Source organism: Rathayibacter tritici, assembly GCF_002932875.1.
Lineage (GTDB): Bacteria > Actinomycetota > Actinomycetes > Actinomycetales > Microbacteriaceae > Rathayibacter > Rathayibacter tritici.
On record NZ_PSWS01000062.1, the window covers coordinates 92,653 to 110,064 of the forward strand.

The following is a 17,412-nucleotide window of genomic DNA, read 5'->3' on the forward strand; positions in this document are numbered from 1 at the left end:
GCACGACAAGGGTCAGGACAGAACGTCGCGGGTGGTGAAGCGCCCGATGGCGAGCGAGCCGAAGACGGCGACGTAGGCCAATTGGAGCAGCGCGTTCTCGCCGAAGGAACCCCACGCGATCGGGTCGCGCAGTAGGTCGGCGAAGTCGAACCAGTGGTCCGTCAGCAAGAACGGGTGCAGGACCTGGAGCTGCGAGAGCGAGCCGACGATCTGCGCCGCGATCGAGATCACGACGGTGGCCGCCATCGCGCCGACCGGCACATCGGTCAGCGTGGAGATGAAGAGGCCGACCGCCGCGAGCCCGACCAGCGAGAGCGCCGCGTACACCGCGATCGCCAGGGCGCGCCCGATCGCATCGGCGAGCGGGACGGTCGTGCCCGAGAGCATCGTCACTGGTCCGACCGGGAAGAGCGCCAAGCCGATCAGGACGCCCACCACCATCACCGTCAGCGCAGCCGCTAGGCAGAACGCGACGCACGCGATGAACTTGACCGCGAGCAGCCGCACGCGGCCGACGGGGCTGACCAGGAGGTAGCGCAGGGTGCCCAGCGACGCCTCCCCCGCGATCGCATCGCCCGCGACGACCCCGACGGTCAGCGGAAGGAAGAGCGGCACGGCGACCGTGATCGCCGCGAATCCGGTGAACAGGCCGTTACCACCGATCGCGCCGACGAAGGACGGGCCACCGGCGTCACCTCCCGAGAGCCGCACCGCAACGGCGAGCAGGATCGGGAGGGCGGCTAAGGCTGCGAGCAACGCCCAGGTGCGGCGACGTCGAAAGAGCAGGGCCAGCTCGGAGGCGAGCAGCGAGCCGATCCCGCCGCGGCGGACAGTGGTCTCAGCGCTCGACATCGAAGCCCTCCCCGGTCAGCTCGACGAAGCGCTCCTCGAGCGAGGGCCGGCGGACGGCGAAGCCGCGGACTCGGACATCGGCCCGCACCAGGTCGGCGACAAGCGTCTCGCCCGCGAGCCCCGACGGTAGGGCGGCGACCACGAGCGGCGGATCGGCCGGGTGCGGACCCGGCGCGGTGCGCGGCTCCAGCCCGCGAGCGCGGAGGGCGACGAGGGCGCGTTCGGGATCGGGGGTCGCAAGTTCGACGGCGGCGGCGTCGCCCCGCAGCTCATCGAGGCCGCCCTGCGCCACCAGGCGTCCGGTGCGCATGACGGCGGCATGGGTGCAGAGCTGCTCGATCTCGGCGAGCAGGTGACTCGAGACGAGGACCGTGGTGCCGTCCTGGTTGAGGCCGCGCACCAGGGCGCGGACCTCACGAGTCCCCTGCGGGTCGAGACCGTTCGTCGGCTCGTCGAGCACGATCAGGTCGCGGGGCGAGAGCAGGGCGACGGCGATGCCGAGCCGCTGCTTCATCCCGAGTGAGTAGGAGCCGACCTTCTTGCGTGCGGCGGCGGAGAGGCCCACCCGGGCCAGGGCCTCCGTGACGCGGCTGTCGCGGGTGCGGGGCGAGGTGCCCTCCTCCGCGGCGTCGAAGCGGCGGAGGTTCGCAGCTCCGGAGAGAAACGGGTAGAAGCCCGGGCCCTCGACCAGCGCACCCACCCGGGGGAGTACGTCGCCGGCCCGCCGAGGCATCGCCGAACCGAGGACCGTGATGCTGCCCTCCGTCGGCGCGGCCAGGGCGAGCAGCATCCGGATGGTCGTCGTCTTACCCGAGCCGTTGGGGCCGAGGAAGCCGAACACGGCGCCACGCGGAACGGCGAGATCGAGACTCGAGACCGCCTCCTGACGCCCGAATCGCTTGGTGAGGCCCCGCGTCTGGACCGCGAGCTCGCCCGTCGTCACCGAGCGGCAGCCGCGTCGCGCAACGTCTCGACCGTCACGGCGCCCGCGAGGACGCGACCGTCCTCGGTGAGGAGCACGGTCAGCAGGGCGGAGGAGAGGACGCGGCCACCATCGACCCGCGTCGTGATCGCCTCGAGCGAGCCGAGACCCGCGGGGTTGCCCGCGGGCAGCTCGACAACAGTGCCCCAGCCGGAGCCAGTGGTCGTGACATCGGCGTCACCGGGAGTCACGGAGTCGGGGGCATCGGTCGACGGGGTCTCGGCAGCGGGGACATCGGTCGCGTCGTCGACCGGCGCGGCGTTCTCCGACACCTGAGCGCCCGCCGGGGGCGTGAACGTGAAGAGGGAGGCGTCAGGCCTCGAGAAGTCGATGCTCGTGTAGGCGAGGCTGAAGGCGGGAGCGGTGCCGCCGCGGGCCGTCACGGTCACGCCGAGCGGGAGACCGGTCTGGCCGTCGACCGAGACGCTCACGGAGCCGACCAGAGTGCCGCTGTCACGCGGGGTGAGAACGAGTTCGTACGCGTCGCGCCCGGCGACCCGGACATCCGATCCGACGGCCACGGAGGTCGTCGGGTCGATCGCGGCGAGCAGGTGCTCGGCGGCCGAGGACGGCGTGAGAACCTGGTCGCTCGGAGTGCCCTCGTGGACCGCTCCGCTGGGCGGAGAGTGGTGCGTCGCGGTGTTCGCACCCGAGTCGTAGACCCAGACGCCGTCCGTCTTCGAGGCGATCACGTCGCGCTCGGCCAGTCGATCCAGCACTTGCAGGCGTGCGCCCTGCTCGGAGTCGACATAGACCCGAGCCTGGTGTGATCCGGTCGCCATCTCGACGAGGGCGTCGATCGGGTCGGCGGAGCCCGACGTCGCACCGGTCGAGCCGCCGAGGGCAGAAAGGTCGGGCAGTCCGAGGTCGGAACTCTGCTGAATCTCGCCCGAGAAGGCGGTGGCGTCGCTCTCGGCGACGAAGGCGAGGAGGTCGGCGGCCGACTTCTCGGGGAGATCTCCTGCGGCACTCGCGGAGAGGGGGAGGGCGACGGCCGCGGCGACGACGACTGCGGGGACCACGACGACAGGTGTCCAGCGCTTCCAGTCAATGCTCATGGAGGAGACGCTACGCCTCGAACCACCGCGGCGGCTGCGAATGAGGCAGTGCACAGCCTCCCGGAAGGGGGTGCGCAGGGCGGGCCGGGCCGGGATGATCGGCAGATGGACCTGCCCTTCGCGCTCCCACTCGCTCCGATGCTCGCCAAGGCGGTGCCGCGGGTACCGGCGCGCAACGCGGTCGAGGGCGGTTACTCCTACGAGCCCAAATGGGACGGCTTCCGCGCGATCGTGTCGGTCTCGGGAGGCGAGTGCGAGATCGGAAGCCGCGGCTCGAAGCCGCTGACGCGGTACTTCCCCGAGCTGGTCGAGGCGTTCCTCCGGGTCCTCCCCGACGGCTGCGTGCTCGACGGCGAGATCGTGCTGGCGACCGGCGAGCCGGGAGCGCAGCGGCTCGACTGGGACCTGCTCTCCCAGCGCATCCACCCCGCTGCCAGCCGCGTGACGATGCTGGCGGAGACGACTCCGGCGATGCTCGTCGCCTTCGACCTGCTCGCGGCCAACGGGCGCAGCCTGCTCGAGGAGCCGTACTCGGTGCGGCGGGAGGCGCTCGCCGAGCTGCTGGCCGGGGCGCCGCATCCGCTGCACCTGGGCCGCACCACGGCCGACGAGGACCTGGCGCGGGACTGGCTGGAGCGCTTCGAGGGCGCGGGACTAGACGGCGTGGTGGCTAAACCCCTCGCCGCGCCGTACTCCCCGGGCAAGCGCACGATGCTCAAGGTCAAGCACCACCGCACGGCCGACGTGATCGCGATCGGCTACCGCGAGCACGCCTCGAAACCGGGAGTGGGGTCGATCCTGCTCGGGCTGCACGGCGACGACGGCGAGGTGCGCCAGGTCGGTGGCGCCTCGGCGTTCAGTGACGAGCGGCGAGTGCACCTGCTCGACGAACTCGCGCCTGCGGTCGTGCGCGACGCGGAGGGCGAGCCGGTGCGCGGCGACGGCGAGCGGAGCCGGTTCTCCAGCGGCCGCGACACCTCCTTCGTGCGCCTGCGGCCCGAGCTGGTGCTCGAGGTGCGCTACGACCAGCGCGAGGGCGACCGCTTCCGGCACACCGTGCAGTTCGAGCGCTGGCGCCCGGACCGCGAGGCGGCGTCCTGCACGATGGAGCAGCTGGAGCAGCCGACCGCCTACGACCTCGGCGACGTGCTCGGCGGGGACTTCTTCGCGCGGCTGGGCTGCACGCGCGGCGGCTCCCCCGGCATCTTGGGGAAATCCGGCGGGAACGGCAGCTCGCCCAGACCCTGAGCGAGGTCGCGCTCCCACCAGCCGAGCAGGGCGTCGAGGCGACCGGGAGCCTCGTGCATCCGCTCCCACGGATCGCCGCGCTCGGCTACTCTCGCCGGGACCGTGCGGATCGTGAAGGCGCGCGGATCGACACCGTCCAGCTCGTCCCAGTCCAGCGGAGTCGAGACCGGCGCGTGCGGGAGCGGGCGGGGGCTGTAGGCGCCGGCGATCGTGCGGTCGCGGTTGGCCTGGTTGAAGTCGACGAAGATGCGCTCGCCGCGCTCCTCCTTCCACCACGCCGTCGTGACCTGCTCGGGCATCCGCCGCTCGAGCTCGCGCGCAGCGGCGATGACTGCGTGCCGCACGTCGAGGAACTCGTGCTCGGCGACGATCGGCGCGAAGACGTGCAGCCCGCGGTTGCCGGACGTCTTCACGAACGCTTCGAGGCCGGCCTCGCGCAGGACCTCGCGCAACGCGTGCGCCGCGACGACCGCGTCGGCGACATCGGTGCCGGGCTGCGGGTCGAGGTCGATCCGCAGCTCGTCGGGCAGGTCGGGGGCGTCGGCCCGGGAGGCCCAGGGGTGGAAGACGACCGTGTTCATCTGGGCGGCCCAGACGGCGGCGGCGGGCTCGTCGATCACGAGCTGCGGGTGCACCCGTCCGCTCGGATAGGTCACCGGGACGGACCGCACGTACTCCGGTGCGCCCTTGGGCGGGTTCTTGGAGAAGAACTGCTCGCCCTCGATCCCGGAGGAGAAGCGCTGCAGCGAGACGGGGCGGCCCCCGTTGGCCGCGACGAACGCAGGGCCGACCGCGATCAGATACTCCGCGACCTCTCGCTTCGTGATGCCCGGCTCGGGGAAGAGCACGCGCCCGGGGCTCGAGATCCGCACCTCCCGATCGCCGTCGGGTCCGGGCACGGTGAGGACGACGGCGTCGCTGCTGGGCATCTGCTGAGGCTAGCCCGCGGCACCGTCGGGCGACAGGGGGCCGCCCGGGCGCCTCCGCAGTCGGATGGGGCCCTTGGCGCGCGACGGGTCGACCAGCTGGCCGCCCTGCACGATCTCGATCTCGCCCCGGTCGACGAGGCGGCGCGCGGCCCGGCGGACCGGCTCCATCAGCGGTCGCCACTGCTCTCCGCCGACCCGCCGCGCCACTTCCGACGGACACGCCGTCGAGGACGGAGCCCGCGCGAGCAGGACGGTACGGATCTCGTCCTCGAGTCGCGCCTCCTCCGGGCCGACTCCGCGGCGGCGGCAGGCGTCGGAGCAGTAGCGCACCGCCTCCCAGTCGCGCGCCCACTTCGCGCGCCACTCGATCTCGCGGCCGCAGGAGACGCACGTCTTGCTCTCGGGGTGCTGGCTGGAGGTGCGCTGACGGTGGGCCATGTTCTCGAGTCTGCGCGCGAGCAGGAGCGGGGGCGACGGGTTGCGCTGAGGGCGAGCGCGGGGTGCGCGATTCGCAGGAGGGCGTGCGATGTGCAGGACGGCGTGCCATCCGCCGGACAGCGTGCCATGTGCAGGACAGCGTGCCGTGTGCAGGACAGCGTGCCGTGTGCAGGGGATTCGAACGTCATCCGGCCGACGTCGCGGCGGAAATCGATTTCCGGGCAGCATGTCCTGCGAATCGCACGGTCCCCTGCGAATCGCACGGTCCCCTGCAAAACGCGCGGTCCCCCCCGGCGGAGGGAGGAGGGCGGCGTGGTCGGCGGTCGCCGCGTCATACTCCGCAATGGGGCGCCCATTCCTCAGCCGGTGCGTCAGGCTGGAGGGGCCGTGCTGCGGCGCGACGGCGGGGTGCGTCCCGTGCCGCACCCTCGATCGATCAGGAGTCTCCGATGAGCCGTGAGAATCTGGCCGCCACCCCGGCCGGCGTACCGGAGCACCACGCCTTCGCCGGGCTCTCGCCGGAGGAGTTCAAGCTGGCGTTCCGCAACCACGCCGCCGGCGTCGCGTTGATCACCGCCGACCCGGGAACCGGCCCCGTCGCTCTGACCGCGACCTCCGTCTTCTCGGTCAGCGCTGAGCCGCCGCTCTTCGTGTTCTCGCTCTCGTCCGCCTCGTCCAGCTCGCCCGCGATCCAGGCATCCGAGACGCTGGTCGTGCACCTGCTCGGTGCGGAACAGCTCGATCTGGCCCGCCTGGGCTCGACCAGCGGCATCGACCGCTTCGCCGACACGTCGCTCTGGTCGCGGCTGCCCACGGGCGAACCCTTCTTCCCGGGCGCGGCCGCCTGGATCCGCGGCACGGTGATCAACCGCATGGAGGCGGGTTCGTCGACGATCGTCGCCGTGCACGCGCTCGAGGCGCACGTACCCGAGGACTCCGAGTCGACGGCTCCGCTCGTCTACCACAACCGCACCTGGCATCACCTCGGCGAGCACTCCCGCCTGAGCTGAGGTCCGGCCGCGCCGGGGACTCCCGAGCGGAGGCTTCCGCGGGTCAGGCCCGCGGTCCGGTCGCCACCCGCCGGCCCGGTGTGTTCGACCACTGCGACCAGGAGCCCGGGTAGAGGGCCGGAGCGAAGCCGGCGAGGGTGAGCGCGACCGCGTCGAGCGCGGCCGAGACGCCGCTTCCGCAGTACACCCCGACCGGGGCGTCCTCCCCGACACCGAGCGTTTCAAATCCCGCGCGCAGCTCGTCGGCGGGTCGGAACCGCCCCTCAGAGTCCAGCACCGCGGAGGCCGGGGCGTTTCGTGCACCGGGTATGTGGCCCGCCTGGGGATCGTACGGCTCTACCTCGCCGCAATAGCGCTCGGGAGCGCGGGCGTCGAGCAGGACGCCCAACACGGGCAGCGCCGCCGCCTCGTCGATGTCCAGCACCGGGAGACGCCCGTAGGCCAGCTCGACATCGCCGCGCTCGCGGGGGACATCGCCCGCCTCGAGCCTGCGCCCCGAACGGATCCAGCCCGGGAGTGAGCCGTCGAGCAGGCGGACGTCCTCGACCCCCGTCGCCCGCAGCAGCCACCACGCTCGTGCTGCCGCAACGTTCTGGGCGTCGTCGTACACGACGACGGCTCGGCCTCGGCGCATTCCCCATCCGCGAGCCGCCTCCTGCAATCCCTCAATCGGGGGCAGCGGATGGCGCCCCTCCTCCGGCTCGCCGTGGGCGGCCAGCTCGTGGTCGAGGTCGACGTACACCGCACCGGGCAGATGGCCCGCGAGGTACTCGGGGCGGCCGTCCGGCCGGTCGAGCTGCCAGCGTACGTCGAGCACGAGCGGCGGCTCCGGCGAGAGCAGGAGCGCGGCGAGCTGGTCGGGGGTGGTCAGGATGCTCTCGCGGGCGGGTGTTGTCGGAGTCATGTCGTCCTTCCGATCCGCGTCGTCAGCGGAGTACTGCTTCAGGATGCTCGGCCGAGTGCCGGTTCGGTGCGCCCGAGCCATCCGGGACAGCGATGGGCCCGTCCCCCAGATCGGAAGACGGGCCCATCGGCGGCGTTCAGTTCGCCTCGCAGGCCATCCGGTCACCGTCGCGGTCAAGATCCGCGATGTCGCCGTAGTACGGGTAGTAGCGGTCGAACCACTCCTGCGCAGCGGGCTGCGACGAGAAGTCGCTGCAGTTGACTGCGTCCCCAGGGTTGCCCGGCCGACCGGGGCCAGGCGCAGGCGCAGGCGCCGGCTGGTTGCTCTGCCAGAGCGCGCGGCCCTGGGACGAGTAGATCACCAGGTTGCCGTCGTTCTGCATCACCATGCGCGAGCCCGGGTTGTTCCCCGTGCCCGACTGCCAGAGCGCACGACCGGAGGGCGAGTAGATCACGGCGTTGCCGTCGGCCTGCATCTCGAGGCGGTTGCCACCGCCAGAGGTGCCCGCGGTCCACCGGACACCGCCGTTGGAGTAGACGACGAAGTTGCCGTCGCCCTGCATGGCCGCTTCGCTCCGACCATCGGAGGAGCGCAGCCGCTGGTCGGCGGTCAGGCGGTTGCCGCCGTAGAGGGTGTCACTGAAGGTGGGGGCGGGCGGAGCCGGCGGCGAGTAGCTGGACCACAGCGCTCGACCCGACGCCGAGTAGATCACCAGGTTGCCGTCGTTCTGCATGACCATCCGCGCTCCGCCGTTGCCCGAGGTACCCGACTGCCACACGGCGCGACCAGACGCGGAGTAGACCACGGCGTTGCCGTCGGTCTGCATCACCAGGCGCACACCCTGGCCCTGGGTGCCCGCGGTCCAGCGCACGGACCCGCCGGAGTAGACGACGACATTGCCGTCGGTCTGCATCGCGGCGCGCGATCCGCCGTCGTTGGAGGTGAGCTGCTGTCCGCGCTGGAGTTCGGCTCCGCCGGCGAGGACGTCGCGGATGACCGGTGCCGGCGGCGTGACGCTCGACCAGACCGGGCGGCCCGAGGCGGCGTAGATCACGAGGTTGCCGTCGTTCTGCATCACCATGCGCGCGCCGGATTCACCCGACGTGCCGGACTGCCAGCGGGCTCCTCCGCTGGGCGAGTAGATAACCGCGTTGCCGTCGGTCTGCATCTCGAGCCGGTTGCCGCTGCCGGAAGTGCCCGAGCTCCAGCGCGGGGAGCCGTCGGTGTAGACGACGAAGTTCCCGTCCCGCTGCATCGAGGCGCGCGAGCGTCCGTCGCTCGAGGTGAGCTGCTGCTCCGACCGCAGCGCCTGCCCGCTGACCAGCGTGTCCTGCACTGCCGGACGGGTATCGCGCGAGCTCCACGCGATGCTCGAGTCGGTCCGGTGGACCACGAGCCGGCCGTCGCCGTCGAGCAGGAGGGTGGCTCCGGGGTTGCCGTCGGTCCCCGTGCTCCAGACCGGCGCGCCCGAGTCGGCGGAGAGGACGACGTTGCCGTCGTCCTGCACGCGGAGAATCGATCCGATCCCCTGGGTGAGCGTGCTCCAGACGGGACGGCGCGCCGCGTCGTAGATCACCGCGTTGCCGTCGTACTGCATCTCGAAGGTGAAGGCGCCGTTCGAGGAGGCGAGGCTCTCGCCGGGGAGCAGGTACTCGCCGGGGACCAGGGCGTTGTAGTAGGTCTGCGCACCACTCAGAGTCGAGCCGTCCGACGCAGCAGCGGGTCGGGAGGACGAGCCCGGCTCGAAGGCCGAGGAGGCCGAGGACGCCGAGGAGGCCGAGGACGCCGTGGCGGCGGGCAGCGCTGTCGCGAGAGGCGCGACGACCGTCGCTCCCCCGGACGCGAGAAGGCAGGTAAGAGTGATCGCCGCAAGGCGGCGGGAGGGTGGCAGCGGCACAGGTGACCCTTTCGAGGTGGGGAGTGAGCGGCTCCGCCGGCGGGCGAGCATCCGTCGGAGGATCGCACGCCCTGAGCCGGCCGTCCATCCCCGGTGGGCGGAACTACTCACCGGCGCCTGCGGCACCGAGAGCTACTCGGAACCTCCTAAAATCGGAGCCATGTCGAAAGTGTTGAGCAGTCTGCCCGTGGGCGAGCGTGTCGGAATCGCATTCTCGGGAGGCCTCGACACATCCGTCGCCGTCGCCTGGATGCGCGAAAAGGGCGCGGTGCCCTGCACTTACACGGCCGACATCGGCCAGTACGACGAGCCCGATATCGAGAGCGTCCCCTCGCGCGCGGCGCAGTACGGCGCCGAGATCTCGCGCCTCGTCGACGCGAAGAGCGCCCTGGTGGAGGAGGGACTCGTCGCGCTGCAGTGCGGCGCCTTCCACATCCGCTCGGGCGGGAAGACCTACTTCAACACCACTCCCCTGGGCCGAGCCGTGACCGGCACCCTCCTCGTCCGCGCGATGCGCGAGGACGGCGTCGACATCTGGGGCGACGGCTCGACCTACAAGGGGAACGACATCGAGCGGTTCTACCGCTACGGCCTGCTCGCCAATCCGCGCCTGCGCATCTACAAGCCGTGGCTGGACGTGCAGTTCGTCAACGAGCTCGGCGGCCGCACCGAGATGTCGGAGTGGCTCGTCGCGCGCGGCTTCCCCTACCGCGACGCTACCGAGAAGGCCTACTCGACCGATGCGAACATCTGGGGCGCCACCCACGAGGCCAAGCGCCTCGAGGAGCTCTCCAGCGGCCTTGAGCTGGTCGAGCCGATCATGGGAGTCGCGTCCTGGCGCGACGAGGTCGAGATCGCCTCCGAGGTCGTCTCGGTGCGCTTCGAGGCCGGCCGCCCGGTGGCACTGAACGGCGTCGAGTTCTCGGATGCGGTCGCGCTGGTACTGGAGGCGAACGCGATCGGCGGGCGCCACGGCCTGGGCGTCTCGGACCAGATCGAGAACCGCATCATCGAGGCGAAGAGCCGCGGCATCTACGAGGCCCCGGGCATGGCCCTGCTCCACATCGCCTACGAGCGCCTGCTCAACGCGATCCACAACGAGGACACGGTGGCCCAGTACCACTCCGAGGGCCGTCGCCTGGGCCGCCTGATGTATGAGGGGCGCTGGCTCGACCCGCAGTCGCTGATGCTGCGCGAGTCGATTCAGCGCTGGGTCGGCTCGGCCGTGTCCGGCGAGGTCACTCTGCGACTGCGCCGCGGCGACGACTACACGATTCTCGACACCACCGGAGCGGCGCTGAGCTACCACCCCGACAAGCTCTCGATGGAGCGCGTGGGCGACGCCGCCTTCGGCCCGGAGGACCGCATCGGCCAGCTCACGATGCGCAACCTCGACATCGCCGACTCCCGCTCGCGGCTCGAGCAGTACGCGGCGGCCGGCCTGGTCGGCGGCGCGACCGCCGAACTTGTCGGCGAGCTCGAGATCGGCGAGGCCGACGCGATCACCGCGGGCGGTGGCTCGGCGGCCGCCGACGCACTCGGGCGAGCGACCGATCTGGCCTCGGAGGGTGCGGCGTTCGACGCCGGCACCGACTGAGGCCGCGGCTCAGGAGACGACGGAACCCGGGGTAGACGACCGCACCAGAGCGAGCGCGGCGTCGACGGTCTCGAGGGACGGCACCGGATCGACGCGGGCCAGAACCAGCGCCGCCACCAGCAGCGAGACCAGGACCTCGGCCTGCCCGGCGGCCCACTCGGGGCTGTCGGGCCAGCGGGCCAGCGCTCCCGCCCGCAGCGCACCGACCAGCTCAGCGCGGTAGTCCGCGATCACCTCGCGCACGGCGTCGTCGCGGGCGATCGGCGCAGCCGCGGCGTTGAGCAGGAGGCAGCCGCTGCGGGCCGAGAGTGTCCGGGAATCGGCGAGCGCCACCCGAAGCCCAGCGAAGTAGTCCGCGAGCGCCGTCGGTGACACTCCGGCGGGATCGACGAGGGGCGCCAGCCGCGGCCGGACGATCTCGTCGAGGTAGCTCTGCACCGCTGCGTCGAAGAGTCCGCGCTTGCTGCCGAAGGCGTGGTAGAGGCTGGAGCGGCGCAGTCCGGTCGCGAACTCCAGGTCCGGGAGCGACGCCTGTTCGAAGCCGTTCTCCCAGAACACGGCGCGGGCGGCGCGGACGACCTGCACGGTGTCGAAGCCCTGCGTGCGACCCACGGCGCCTCCTCCTGACCGGTGACGGATGCGGGACCGCACTGGCGCGGGCCACGCGCTCAGTATATTGTGGACCGGTCGATACACAAACGGCCCGGAACCCTTCGTGCCGCTGACATCTGCTGGAGGCTCCCGTGATCGTTCTCGGACTGGTGCTCGCCGCTCTCGCCGCGGTGCTGCACGTCTACATCTTCGTGCTCGAGTCGGTCCTCTGGAGGACCCCGCGCGCGCGCTCGACATTCGGCACGACCGCGAGCGAGGCGGAAGCGACGAAGGAGATGGCCTACAACCAGGGCTTCTACAACCTCTTCCTCGCGATCGTCACCGTGGTCGGCATCGTCGCCGTCGCGACCGGAGCTGTCGCCGTCGGCGCCGCGCTCGTGTTCGCGGGCACCGGGTCGATGGTTGCCGCGGCGCTCGTCCTCCTCCTCTCCGCCCCGACCAACCGCCGTGCCGCACTGACCCAGATGACTCCGGGTCTGCTCGCGGTGATCGCGCTCGCCGTCGGCCTCGCCCTCTGACCTGCTCCGCTCCACCACCACGAAAGGCGCCATGACCTCCGTCACCAGCACCCAGATCCAGCTCGTCCGCCGTCCCGACGGGTGGCCCGTCGCCGAGGACTTCCGCACCGCGAGCGTCGAGTACGGCGACCCGGCCGCGGGCGAGGTCCGCGTCGAGAACGCTTTCCTCTCCGTCGACCCCTACATGCGCGGCCGGATGAACGACGTGAAGAGCTACACCCCGCCCTTCGCCCTCGGCGAGACCATGACCGGCGGCGCCATCGGCCGGGTCACCGTCTCCGACGATCCGGCCTTCCCGGTCGGTAGTGCGGTCCTCCATCAGCTCGGCTGGCGCGACATCGCCCAGGCGGAGTCGTCGCAGTTCCGCGTCGTCCCCGAGATCCCGGGGGTCCCGCTCTCGCTGCGCCTCGGCGTCCTCGGCATGACCGGGCTCACCGCCTACGTCGGGCTCACTGCGATCGCCGGCATGAAGGAGGGCGATACCGTCTTCGTGTCGGGAGCCGCGGGGGCCGTGGGCTCGGCCGCCGGCCAGATCGCGCGGCTACTCGGCGCGACGAGGGTCATCGGATCCGCGGGCTCGGCGGAGAAGGTCGCGCTGCTGACGACGAAGTACGGCTACGACGCCGCCTTCGACTATCACTCCGGTCCCGTGCGCGAGCAGTTGGCCGAGGCGGCGCCCGACGGCATCGACGTCTACTTCGACAATGTTGGTGGCGACCACCTCGAGGCGGCGCTCGATGCCTTCCGCGACGGCGGGCGGGCGGCGCTCTGCGGAGCGATCGCCGGCTACAACAGCACCGGAAAGACCGCCGGACCCGACAACATGGCGAACATCATCACCCGCGGGCTCACGCTGCGCGGCTTCACCCTCTCGGGCTACCTCGACCACGCGCCGGCGTTCGATCGGCTGATGTCCGGCTGGCTCGCCGAGGGCAGAATCGCCTACGACGAGACCGTCGTCGAGGGCATCGACCACGCGGTGGACGCGTTCCTCTCGATGATGCACGGCGGCAACACCGGCAAAATGATCGTCCGCCTCTAGCCGGGCGCGGCGGGCGGGCCTCCTCTCCGGGTCGCCCCACCCACCGCCATGTTCTCGAAGCGAGACCAAGGACCCGTGTCCAATCGCTCCGGACGGTGCCAGACTGCCGGGATGAGCACGTTCTCGCCGCGCCTCGCCGCCCGGGCGCTGACGGCAGCAGCACTCGTCCTCCTGCTCGGCGGCTGCGCGGGCGGCAACGGGCCGTCCACGGTGCGGACGCCGCTGCCCACGCCGACCGTCAGCGCGACTGCGACTGCGACCGCGACTGCGACCGCACCGCCGGTCCCGATGCCGACCGTGACCGAGACGGTGACCGCGACTCCTCAGGCAGCGGTGACTCCGGCTCGCGAGCCCTCGACGTCTCGCTGTACCGGCTCCGACCTGACGATGGAGTACCGCCCGGATCCCGGCGCGTCCGGCGCCGGCAGCAGCGCCTTCGACCTGGTGCTCACCAATGTCTCCTCGAGCGCCTGCACCCTGGCCGGTATCCCGGGCGTGTACGCGATCGACGCGAGTGGCACCCGGATCAGCGCGGTCGCCGACGCCTCCGGCCCGAACCCGCCGGGTCTGATCGAGGTCGCGTCGGGCGCCCGGGCGGACGTGCGGGTCGCCTCGCACTCGCCCGGCGCGTACGGCTGCACCGTCGGCACCTCCGCCGCCCTGGTCGCCGAGGTCCTCGACGCCGACGACGGCGCGGTCCGCGCTCCCGCCGAGCTTGAGGTCTGCACCGATGGGACCGTGATGATGGACGCTTCTGCCTACAGGATGCTCTGAGCGCGACCCCTTGACCGGGACCTGTCGACCCGCGAGCCTCGCACTACACGTCCCCACCCCTCCCGGAGGTCACCATGAAGGTCGGCTCGCTCATTCTCCGTCTCGCCGTCGGCGGGCTCTTCGTCGGACACGGCTTGCAGAAGCTGCGAGGCTCGTTCGACGGCCCGGGCCTGGACGGCACCGAGCAGATGATGTCGAGCCTGGAGCTGCACCCGGCTCGGCGGAACGCGGTCGCCGCGGCGGTGACCGAGACGGCTGGCGGCGCGGCGCTGGCGCTGGGTGCCGCGACTCCGCTCGCCGCTGCCGGCCTGATCGCGACGATGGTCACCGCTGTGCGGAAGGTGCACTGGAGCAACGGACTTTGGAACACGGGCGGCGGCTGGGAGTACAACGGCGTCCTGGTGGCGGCGACGGCCGCGATCGTCGCGGACGGACCCGGCGCGCTCTCCTTCGACAATCTGATCGGCAAGAAGACGTGGGGTGCGGGGTGGGCGCTCTTCGCGCTCGTCGGCGGTGCCGCTGCGTCGACCGCGCTGATCGAAGCCGGTCGTCGCGCCGCTCCGGTCGCGGCGGCGTCCTCCTCTGAGTCCGAGGACGGATCCGGCGAGAGCTCCTCCTAGCCGCACCGCGCGCTCCCCGGGGAGCGACCGGGTCGCCGCATTCGAGCTGGGCGGCGCCCACGACAGTGCCGGGCACGAGGCGGAGTACGAACGGGTGCTGCCCGCTGGCCTGGATGACGAGCGACAGGCCCGGCTGAGGATCCAGTCCGCCTCCACCCTCCGAAACCTCGGCCGCTACCCCGCACCGACACCAAGCGGTAGCGCGCAGCGCATCAGCCTTCGAGCAGGATCGCGTCGATCTGGCTCATCGCCTGGCGCAGCCCCTCCTCCATGCCCATCTCGATCATCTGCTCGAGCTGCTCGACCGACTCGAAACGGCTGCTGAGGATCATCCGCGTCCGCCCCGGCGCGACCTCGTCGAGGACGACGGTCGCACGGGTCACGCCCATCGCGTCGACCGGATCGCCCCGCTCGTCGGCAAAGCCGTCCTCGAAGTCGAACCGACTCGGCTCCTCAACGCGGGTCACCCGCCACCAGCCGCGCGCCTGCTCGCCGTCCGGGCCCGTCATGACGTAAGCGCTGCGTCCGCCCTCGACGGGCTCGTGCCGCTCGAACGTCGCGGGCCAGGTCGGTGGCCCCCACCAGCGCTCAAGCCGGCGCGGGTCGGTCCAGAGGAGCCAGACGCGCTCGATACCCGCGTCGAACTCGGCGGTGACGGTCAGGGTCAGTTCCTCGATGTCCTTGATGGACTGCAGCACGGTCATGTGCGTCTCCTTCTAGCACGTCCCGCGAGCCGGTCGGCTCCCGGGTGGTCACTCCTCAGTGAGGAGGTCCGACATGCGGTCGACCCTCCCCCGCCACAGCTGCTCGTAGGCGTCGAGCAGGCGCGACACCCGCCGCACCGTGGCGACCTCGCCCTGCACCAACTGCTCCCGACCACTGCGGCGCTTGCGTACGAGAGCCGCCCGCTCGAGGACGGCCACATGCTTTTGCACCGCCGCGAACGACATGTCGTATCGGGCCGCCAGCGCCGAGACGGACTGCTCACCGACGAGCACTCGGGCGACGATGTCGCGCCGGGTGCCATCGGCCAGCGCCCGAAAGAGCAGATCGACCTCGGGGTCCGCTTGTACAACCATATGGTTGCACGATAGACGTGGGCGCCGTACGGCGCAAGAGCGCTGTCGCACCTACCCGGCGCCCGTCAGCTCAGCGCGGATCAGTTCAGGCGCTCGCCGCGGCAGGTGCTCGCCGCGTCGAGAGCCTCGGCGGCGCCGTCCAGAACCCACTCCGGTAGGGCGCGCGTCGCGAACAAAGCAGCATAGAGCTGGGCCATCGAATTGTCGGGGTCGAGCCGCAGGGCCTCGTTGAGGTGGAGCGCAGCGAGGCTCGACACTCCGCGCGCCCACCAGCACCACGCGAGCACCGTGAGCACCGGCGACCGCGCTCCCTCGGGGGCGAGTGCTGCCGCCCGAGCCAGAAGCCGGGTCGCCTGAGTCAGCCGTCCGCGCTCCGGAGCCCGACCGGTCCCGAGGAGCAGCGCCGACATCTCCTGGTCGTGGTCGTCGCCCGGTCCGGCCAGGAACTCCCGTGCGGCGAGAGAGGACACGCTCTCCCCGGTCTGCGCGCTGAGGGCTTCGAGCCGCTCCTGGCGGTGCGCCTGCATCGCGCCCACCTCGGCGGTGCGAGCGATCTGCATCGTGACCTGGTCCCGCAGCGGCGGAAATTGCAGCATCCGGACGACCAGCCCCTCGCGGCGCACGTCGGGCGGCCCGGTGAGCCAGCGCTCGACGAGCGCCACCGTGTCGCCGAGCAGGGGCGGCCTCCCGAGCACCTCCCCGACGAGCGCGCGATCGGCCTCAGCGACGGCGGGAAGCACGGAGAGCGCAGCGAGATCGAGCGGCTCGTCAACGACCGCCCGAGCGAAGACCCCCGTCTCGCTCCGCTCGATCTCGAGGAGCGGCCGCGGCTGTCGGCACTCCTCGGGCTCGGTGTAGCGCCCCCAGCCGTCGCCCGCCACGCAGGCCACCGCGACGATCCCGAGCCGGGTGCGCCCGAGACGCCGCAGCACCGCCCGCCCGAGGTCGAGCTGCGGGATGCCCCGCTTCTCGGCGTACCCCGCGGAGGTGTAGACCACCACCAGCACCGCGGTCGCGCGCGGCATGGTCTCCATCAGTCGAGCGCAACCGCGCGCCAGAGCCTCGACCTCGGCGCGGCGCAATCGCTCCGGGAGGGGAAGGCGGAAGCCGCCGCCGGCGCGCGTCCCGAGGAACGGCACCACGACTACCGACTCCTCCGGACGGATGCCGATGATGGAGGGGACGGCGGCGAGGAGATCCTGGATCTCGCTCGCCCGAACAATCTCGGGGTCGCGGCGGCGGGACGAAGGAGTGGAGGTGCGCTGAGGTGATGTCATGACCGACACCCTGCTCGCCTCGCCGCGAGCGCAGGGGCAGCACAGCCGGATCCGTGGAGAGTCGCGGCGAAGCGATGCCTGTGGAGGAAGGCCTGCGCCCGCCGCCGCTCTCACACCACCGCGGGAGCCGCTCGCAGCACCTTCGCCATCGGCCGCCCCCGGGCGATCTCGTCGATCAGCTTGTCGAGGTATCGGATCCGCTGCATCAACGGGTCCTCGATCGTCTCAACACGCACTCCGCAGACCACGCCCGTGATCGCCGACGCGTGCGGATGCAGGCGCGCCGCCGCGAAGAACTCCTCGAACGTCGTCCTGGCCTCGAGGTGCTGCCGCAGCTGCGCGTCCGTGAAGCCCGTGAGCCAGCGCACTGCCTCATCGACCTCGTCCCGGGTACGACCCTTGCGTTCCGCCTTCGCGACGTAGAGGGGGTGCACGTCCGCGAACGCCACCGAGAAGATCCTGCTCATGGCCGGGAAGCGTACTCGCCCGCCGCCCGGCGCGGCAGAGGCGCCCGCCCCGCTATCCTCCCCAGTGGCCCTCGCGCCTCCACTCCACTCCGAAGCCGACAGAGAGAA

At 71.7% G+C, this 17,412-nt stretch carries 20 protein-coding genes; 8 read left to right on the forward strand and 12 right to left on the reverse strand.

Annotated features, from left to right (window positions below):
- Positions 1 to 12 precede the first annotated feature (12 nt).
- From C5D07_RS12350 to C5D07_RS12360, 3 genes are read right to left on the reverse strand one after another with little or no spacing between them, the layout of a single operon-like run.
- Positions 13 to 852 (reverse strand): ABC transporter permease, encoded by an 840-nt coding sequence (locus C5D07_RS12350; RefSeq protein ID WP_068252549.1) that lies wholly within the window; start codon positions 850 to 852, stop codon positions 13 to 15.
- Positions 839 to 1,795: an ABC transporter ATP-binding protein gene (locus C5D07_RS12355; RefSeq protein ID WP_104259444.1), complete on the reverse strand. Its 957-nt coding sequence runs from the start codon at positions 1,793 to 1,795 to the stop codon at positions 839 to 841. The genes C5D07_RS12350 and C5D07_RS12355 overlap by 14 nt, the downstream gene beginning before the upstream one ends.
- On the reverse strand, positions 1,792 to 2,892 hold the full coding sequence (locus tag C5D07_RS12360; protein WP_068252543.1) for a LolA family protein: 1,101 nt from the start codon (positions 2,890 to 2,892) through the stop codon (positions 1,792 to 1,794). The genes C5D07_RS12355 and C5D07_RS12360 overlap by 4 nt, the downstream gene beginning before the upstream one ends.
- Before the next feature lie 105 nt (positions 2,893 to 2,997).
- Between C5D07_RS12360 and C5D07_RS12365 the strand changes: the two genes are divergently transcribed.
- On the forward strand, positions 2,998 to 4,140 hold the full coding sequence (locus tag C5D07_RS12365) for an ATP-dependent DNA ligase (protein WP_084415841.1): 1,143 nt from the start codon (positions 2,998 to 3,000) through the stop codon (positions 4,138 to 4,140).
- On the opposite strand, the gene ligD is transcribed toward C5D07_RS12365, so the two are convergent.
- Both ligD and C5D07_RS12375 read right to left on the reverse strand, forming a co-directional pair.
- Positions 4,023 to 5,069, reverse strand: coding sequence for a non-homologous end-joining DNA ligase (gene ligD / locus C5D07_RS12370; protein ID WP_181026364.1), 1,047 nt, complete (start codon positions 5,067 to 5,069; stop codon positions 4,023 to 4,025). The genes C5D07_RS12365 and ligD overlap by 118 nt on opposite strands.
- Positions 5,070 to 5,078: 9 nt before the next feature.
- Positions 5,079 to 5,507 (reverse strand): DUF2256 and DUF3253 domain-containing protein, encoded by a 429-nt coding sequence (locus C5D07_RS12375; protein ID WP_104259445.1) that lies wholly within the window; start codon positions 5,505 to 5,507, stop codon positions 5,079 to 5,081.
- 449 nt (positions 5,508 to 5,956) lie between these two features.
- On the opposite strand from C5D07_RS12375, the gene C5D07_RS12380 reads away from it, so the two are divergent.
- Positions 5,957 to 6,517, forward strand: coding sequence for a flavin reductase family protein (locus tag C5D07_RS12380; protein ID WP_068252528.1), 561 nt, complete (start codon positions 5,957 to 5,959; stop codon positions 6,515 to 6,517).
- Positions 6,518 to 6,560: 43 nt separating this feature from the next.
- Here the strand turns inward: C5D07_RS12380 and C5D07_RS12385 are convergent, their stop codons facing one another.
- The gene (locus C5D07_RS12385) at positions 6,561 to 7,421 is read right to left on the reverse strand and encodes a sulfurtransferase (RefSeq protein ID WP_104259470.1); all 861 of its coding nucleotides are present in this window, start codon (positions 7,419 to 7,421) and stop codon (positions 6,561 to 6,563) included.
- A gap of 136 nt (positions 7,422 to 7,557) precedes the next feature.
- Positions 7,558 to 9,318 (reverse strand): excalibur calcium-binding domain-containing protein, encoded by a 1,761-nt coding sequence (locus C5D07_RS12390; protein WP_068252525.1) that lies wholly within the window; start codon positions 9,316 to 9,318, stop codon positions 7,558 to 7,560.
- A 160-nt stretch (positions 9,319 to 9,478) separates the two neighbouring features.
- Here C5D07_RS12390 and argG point away from each other — a divergent pair, with 160 nt between their 5' ends.
- The gene (argG, locus tag C5D07_RS12395; protein WP_068252522.1) at positions 9,479 to 10,915 is read left to right on the forward strand and encodes an argininosuccinate synthase; all 1,437 of its coding nucleotides are present in this window, start codon (positions 9,479 to 9,481) and stop codon (positions 10,913 to 10,915) included.
- Positions 10,916 to 10,924: 9 nt separating this feature from the next.
- Here argG and C5D07_RS12400 read toward each other — a convergent pair whose 3' ends face one another.
- Positions 10,925 to 11,527 carry a TetR/AcrR family transcriptional regulator gene (locus tag C5D07_RS12400; protein ID WP_068252520.1) on the reverse strand — a complete coding sequence of 201 codons (603 nt, stop codon included), beginning with the start codon at positions 11,525 to 11,527 and terminating at the stop codon, positions 10,925 to 10,927.
- A gap of 131 nt (positions 11,528 to 11,658) precedes the next feature.
- Here C5D07_RS12400 and C5D07_RS12405 point away from each other — a divergent pair, with 131 nt between their 5' ends.
- The 5 genes from C5D07_RS12405 to C5D07_RS12425 all read left to right on the forward strand — a co-directional run bounded on the left by C5D07_RS12405 (position 11,659) and on the right by C5D07_RS12425 (position 14,806).
- Positions 11,659 to 12,045, forward strand: coding sequence for a DUF1304 domain-containing protein (locus tag C5D07_RS12405; RefSeq protein WP_068252518.1), 387 nt, complete (start codon positions 11,659 to 11,661; stop codon positions 12,043 to 12,045).
- Between the two features lie 31 nt (positions 12,046 to 12,076).
- Positions 12,077 to 13,087 carry an NADP-dependent oxidoreductase gene (locus C5D07_RS12410; protein WP_068252515.1) on the forward strand — a complete coding sequence of 337 codons (1,011 nt, stop codon included), beginning with the start codon at positions 12,077 to 12,079 and terminating at the stop codon, positions 13,085 to 13,087.
- A gap of 111 nt (positions 13,088 to 13,198) precedes the next feature.
- On the forward strand, positions 13,199 to 13,861 hold the full coding sequence (locus C5D07_RS12415; protein WP_170063551.1) for a DUF4232 domain-containing protein: 663 nt from the start codon (positions 13,199 to 13,201) through the stop codon (positions 13,859 to 13,861).
- 74 nt (positions 13,862 to 13,935) lie between these two features.
- Positions 13,936 to 14,481, forward strand: coding sequence for a DoxX family protein (locus C5D07_RS12420; RefSeq protein ID WP_104259447.1), 546 nt, complete (start codon positions 13,936 to 13,938; stop codon positions 14,479 to 14,481).
- Entirely contained in the window at positions 14,444 to 14,806 is a 363-nt protein-coding gene (locus C5D07_RS12425; protein WP_104259448.1) for a tetratricopeptide repeat protein, read from the forward strand. The genes C5D07_RS12420 and C5D07_RS12425 overlap by 38 nt, the downstream gene beginning before the upstream one ends.
- On the opposite strand, the gene C5D07_RS12430 is transcribed toward C5D07_RS12425, so the two are convergent.
- The 4 genes from C5D07_RS12430 to C5D07_RS12445 form a co-directional block, all read right to left on the reverse strand.
- Complete coding sequence (locus C5D07_RS12430) at positions 14,694 to 15,185, reverse strand: SRPBCC family protein (protein WP_068252507.1); 492 nt, start codon at positions 15,183 to 15,185, stop codon at positions 14,694 to 14,696. The two genes, C5D07_RS12425 and C5D07_RS12430, sit on opposite strands and share 113 nt — an antisense overlap.
- Before the next feature lie 48 nt (positions 15,186 to 15,233).
- Entirely contained in the window at positions 15,234 to 15,560 is a 327-nt protein-coding gene (locus C5D07_RS12435; RefSeq protein WP_068252504.1) for an ArsR/SmtB family transcription factor, read from the reverse strand.
- A gap of 80 nt (positions 15,561 to 15,640) precedes the next feature.
- On the reverse strand, positions 15,641 to 16,837 hold the full coding sequence (locus tag C5D07_RS12440; protein WP_104308598.1) for a DUF4192 family protein: 1,197 nt from the start codon (positions 16,835 to 16,837) through the stop codon (positions 15,641 to 15,643).
- Between the two features lie 110 nt (positions 16,838 to 16,947).
- Complete coding sequence (locus tag C5D07_RS12445) at positions 16,948 to 17,304, reverse strand: DUF2200 domain-containing protein (protein WP_068252498.1); 357 nt, start codon at positions 17,302 to 17,304, stop codon at positions 16,948 to 16,950.
- Positions 17,305 to 17,412 lie beyond the last annotated feature (108 nt).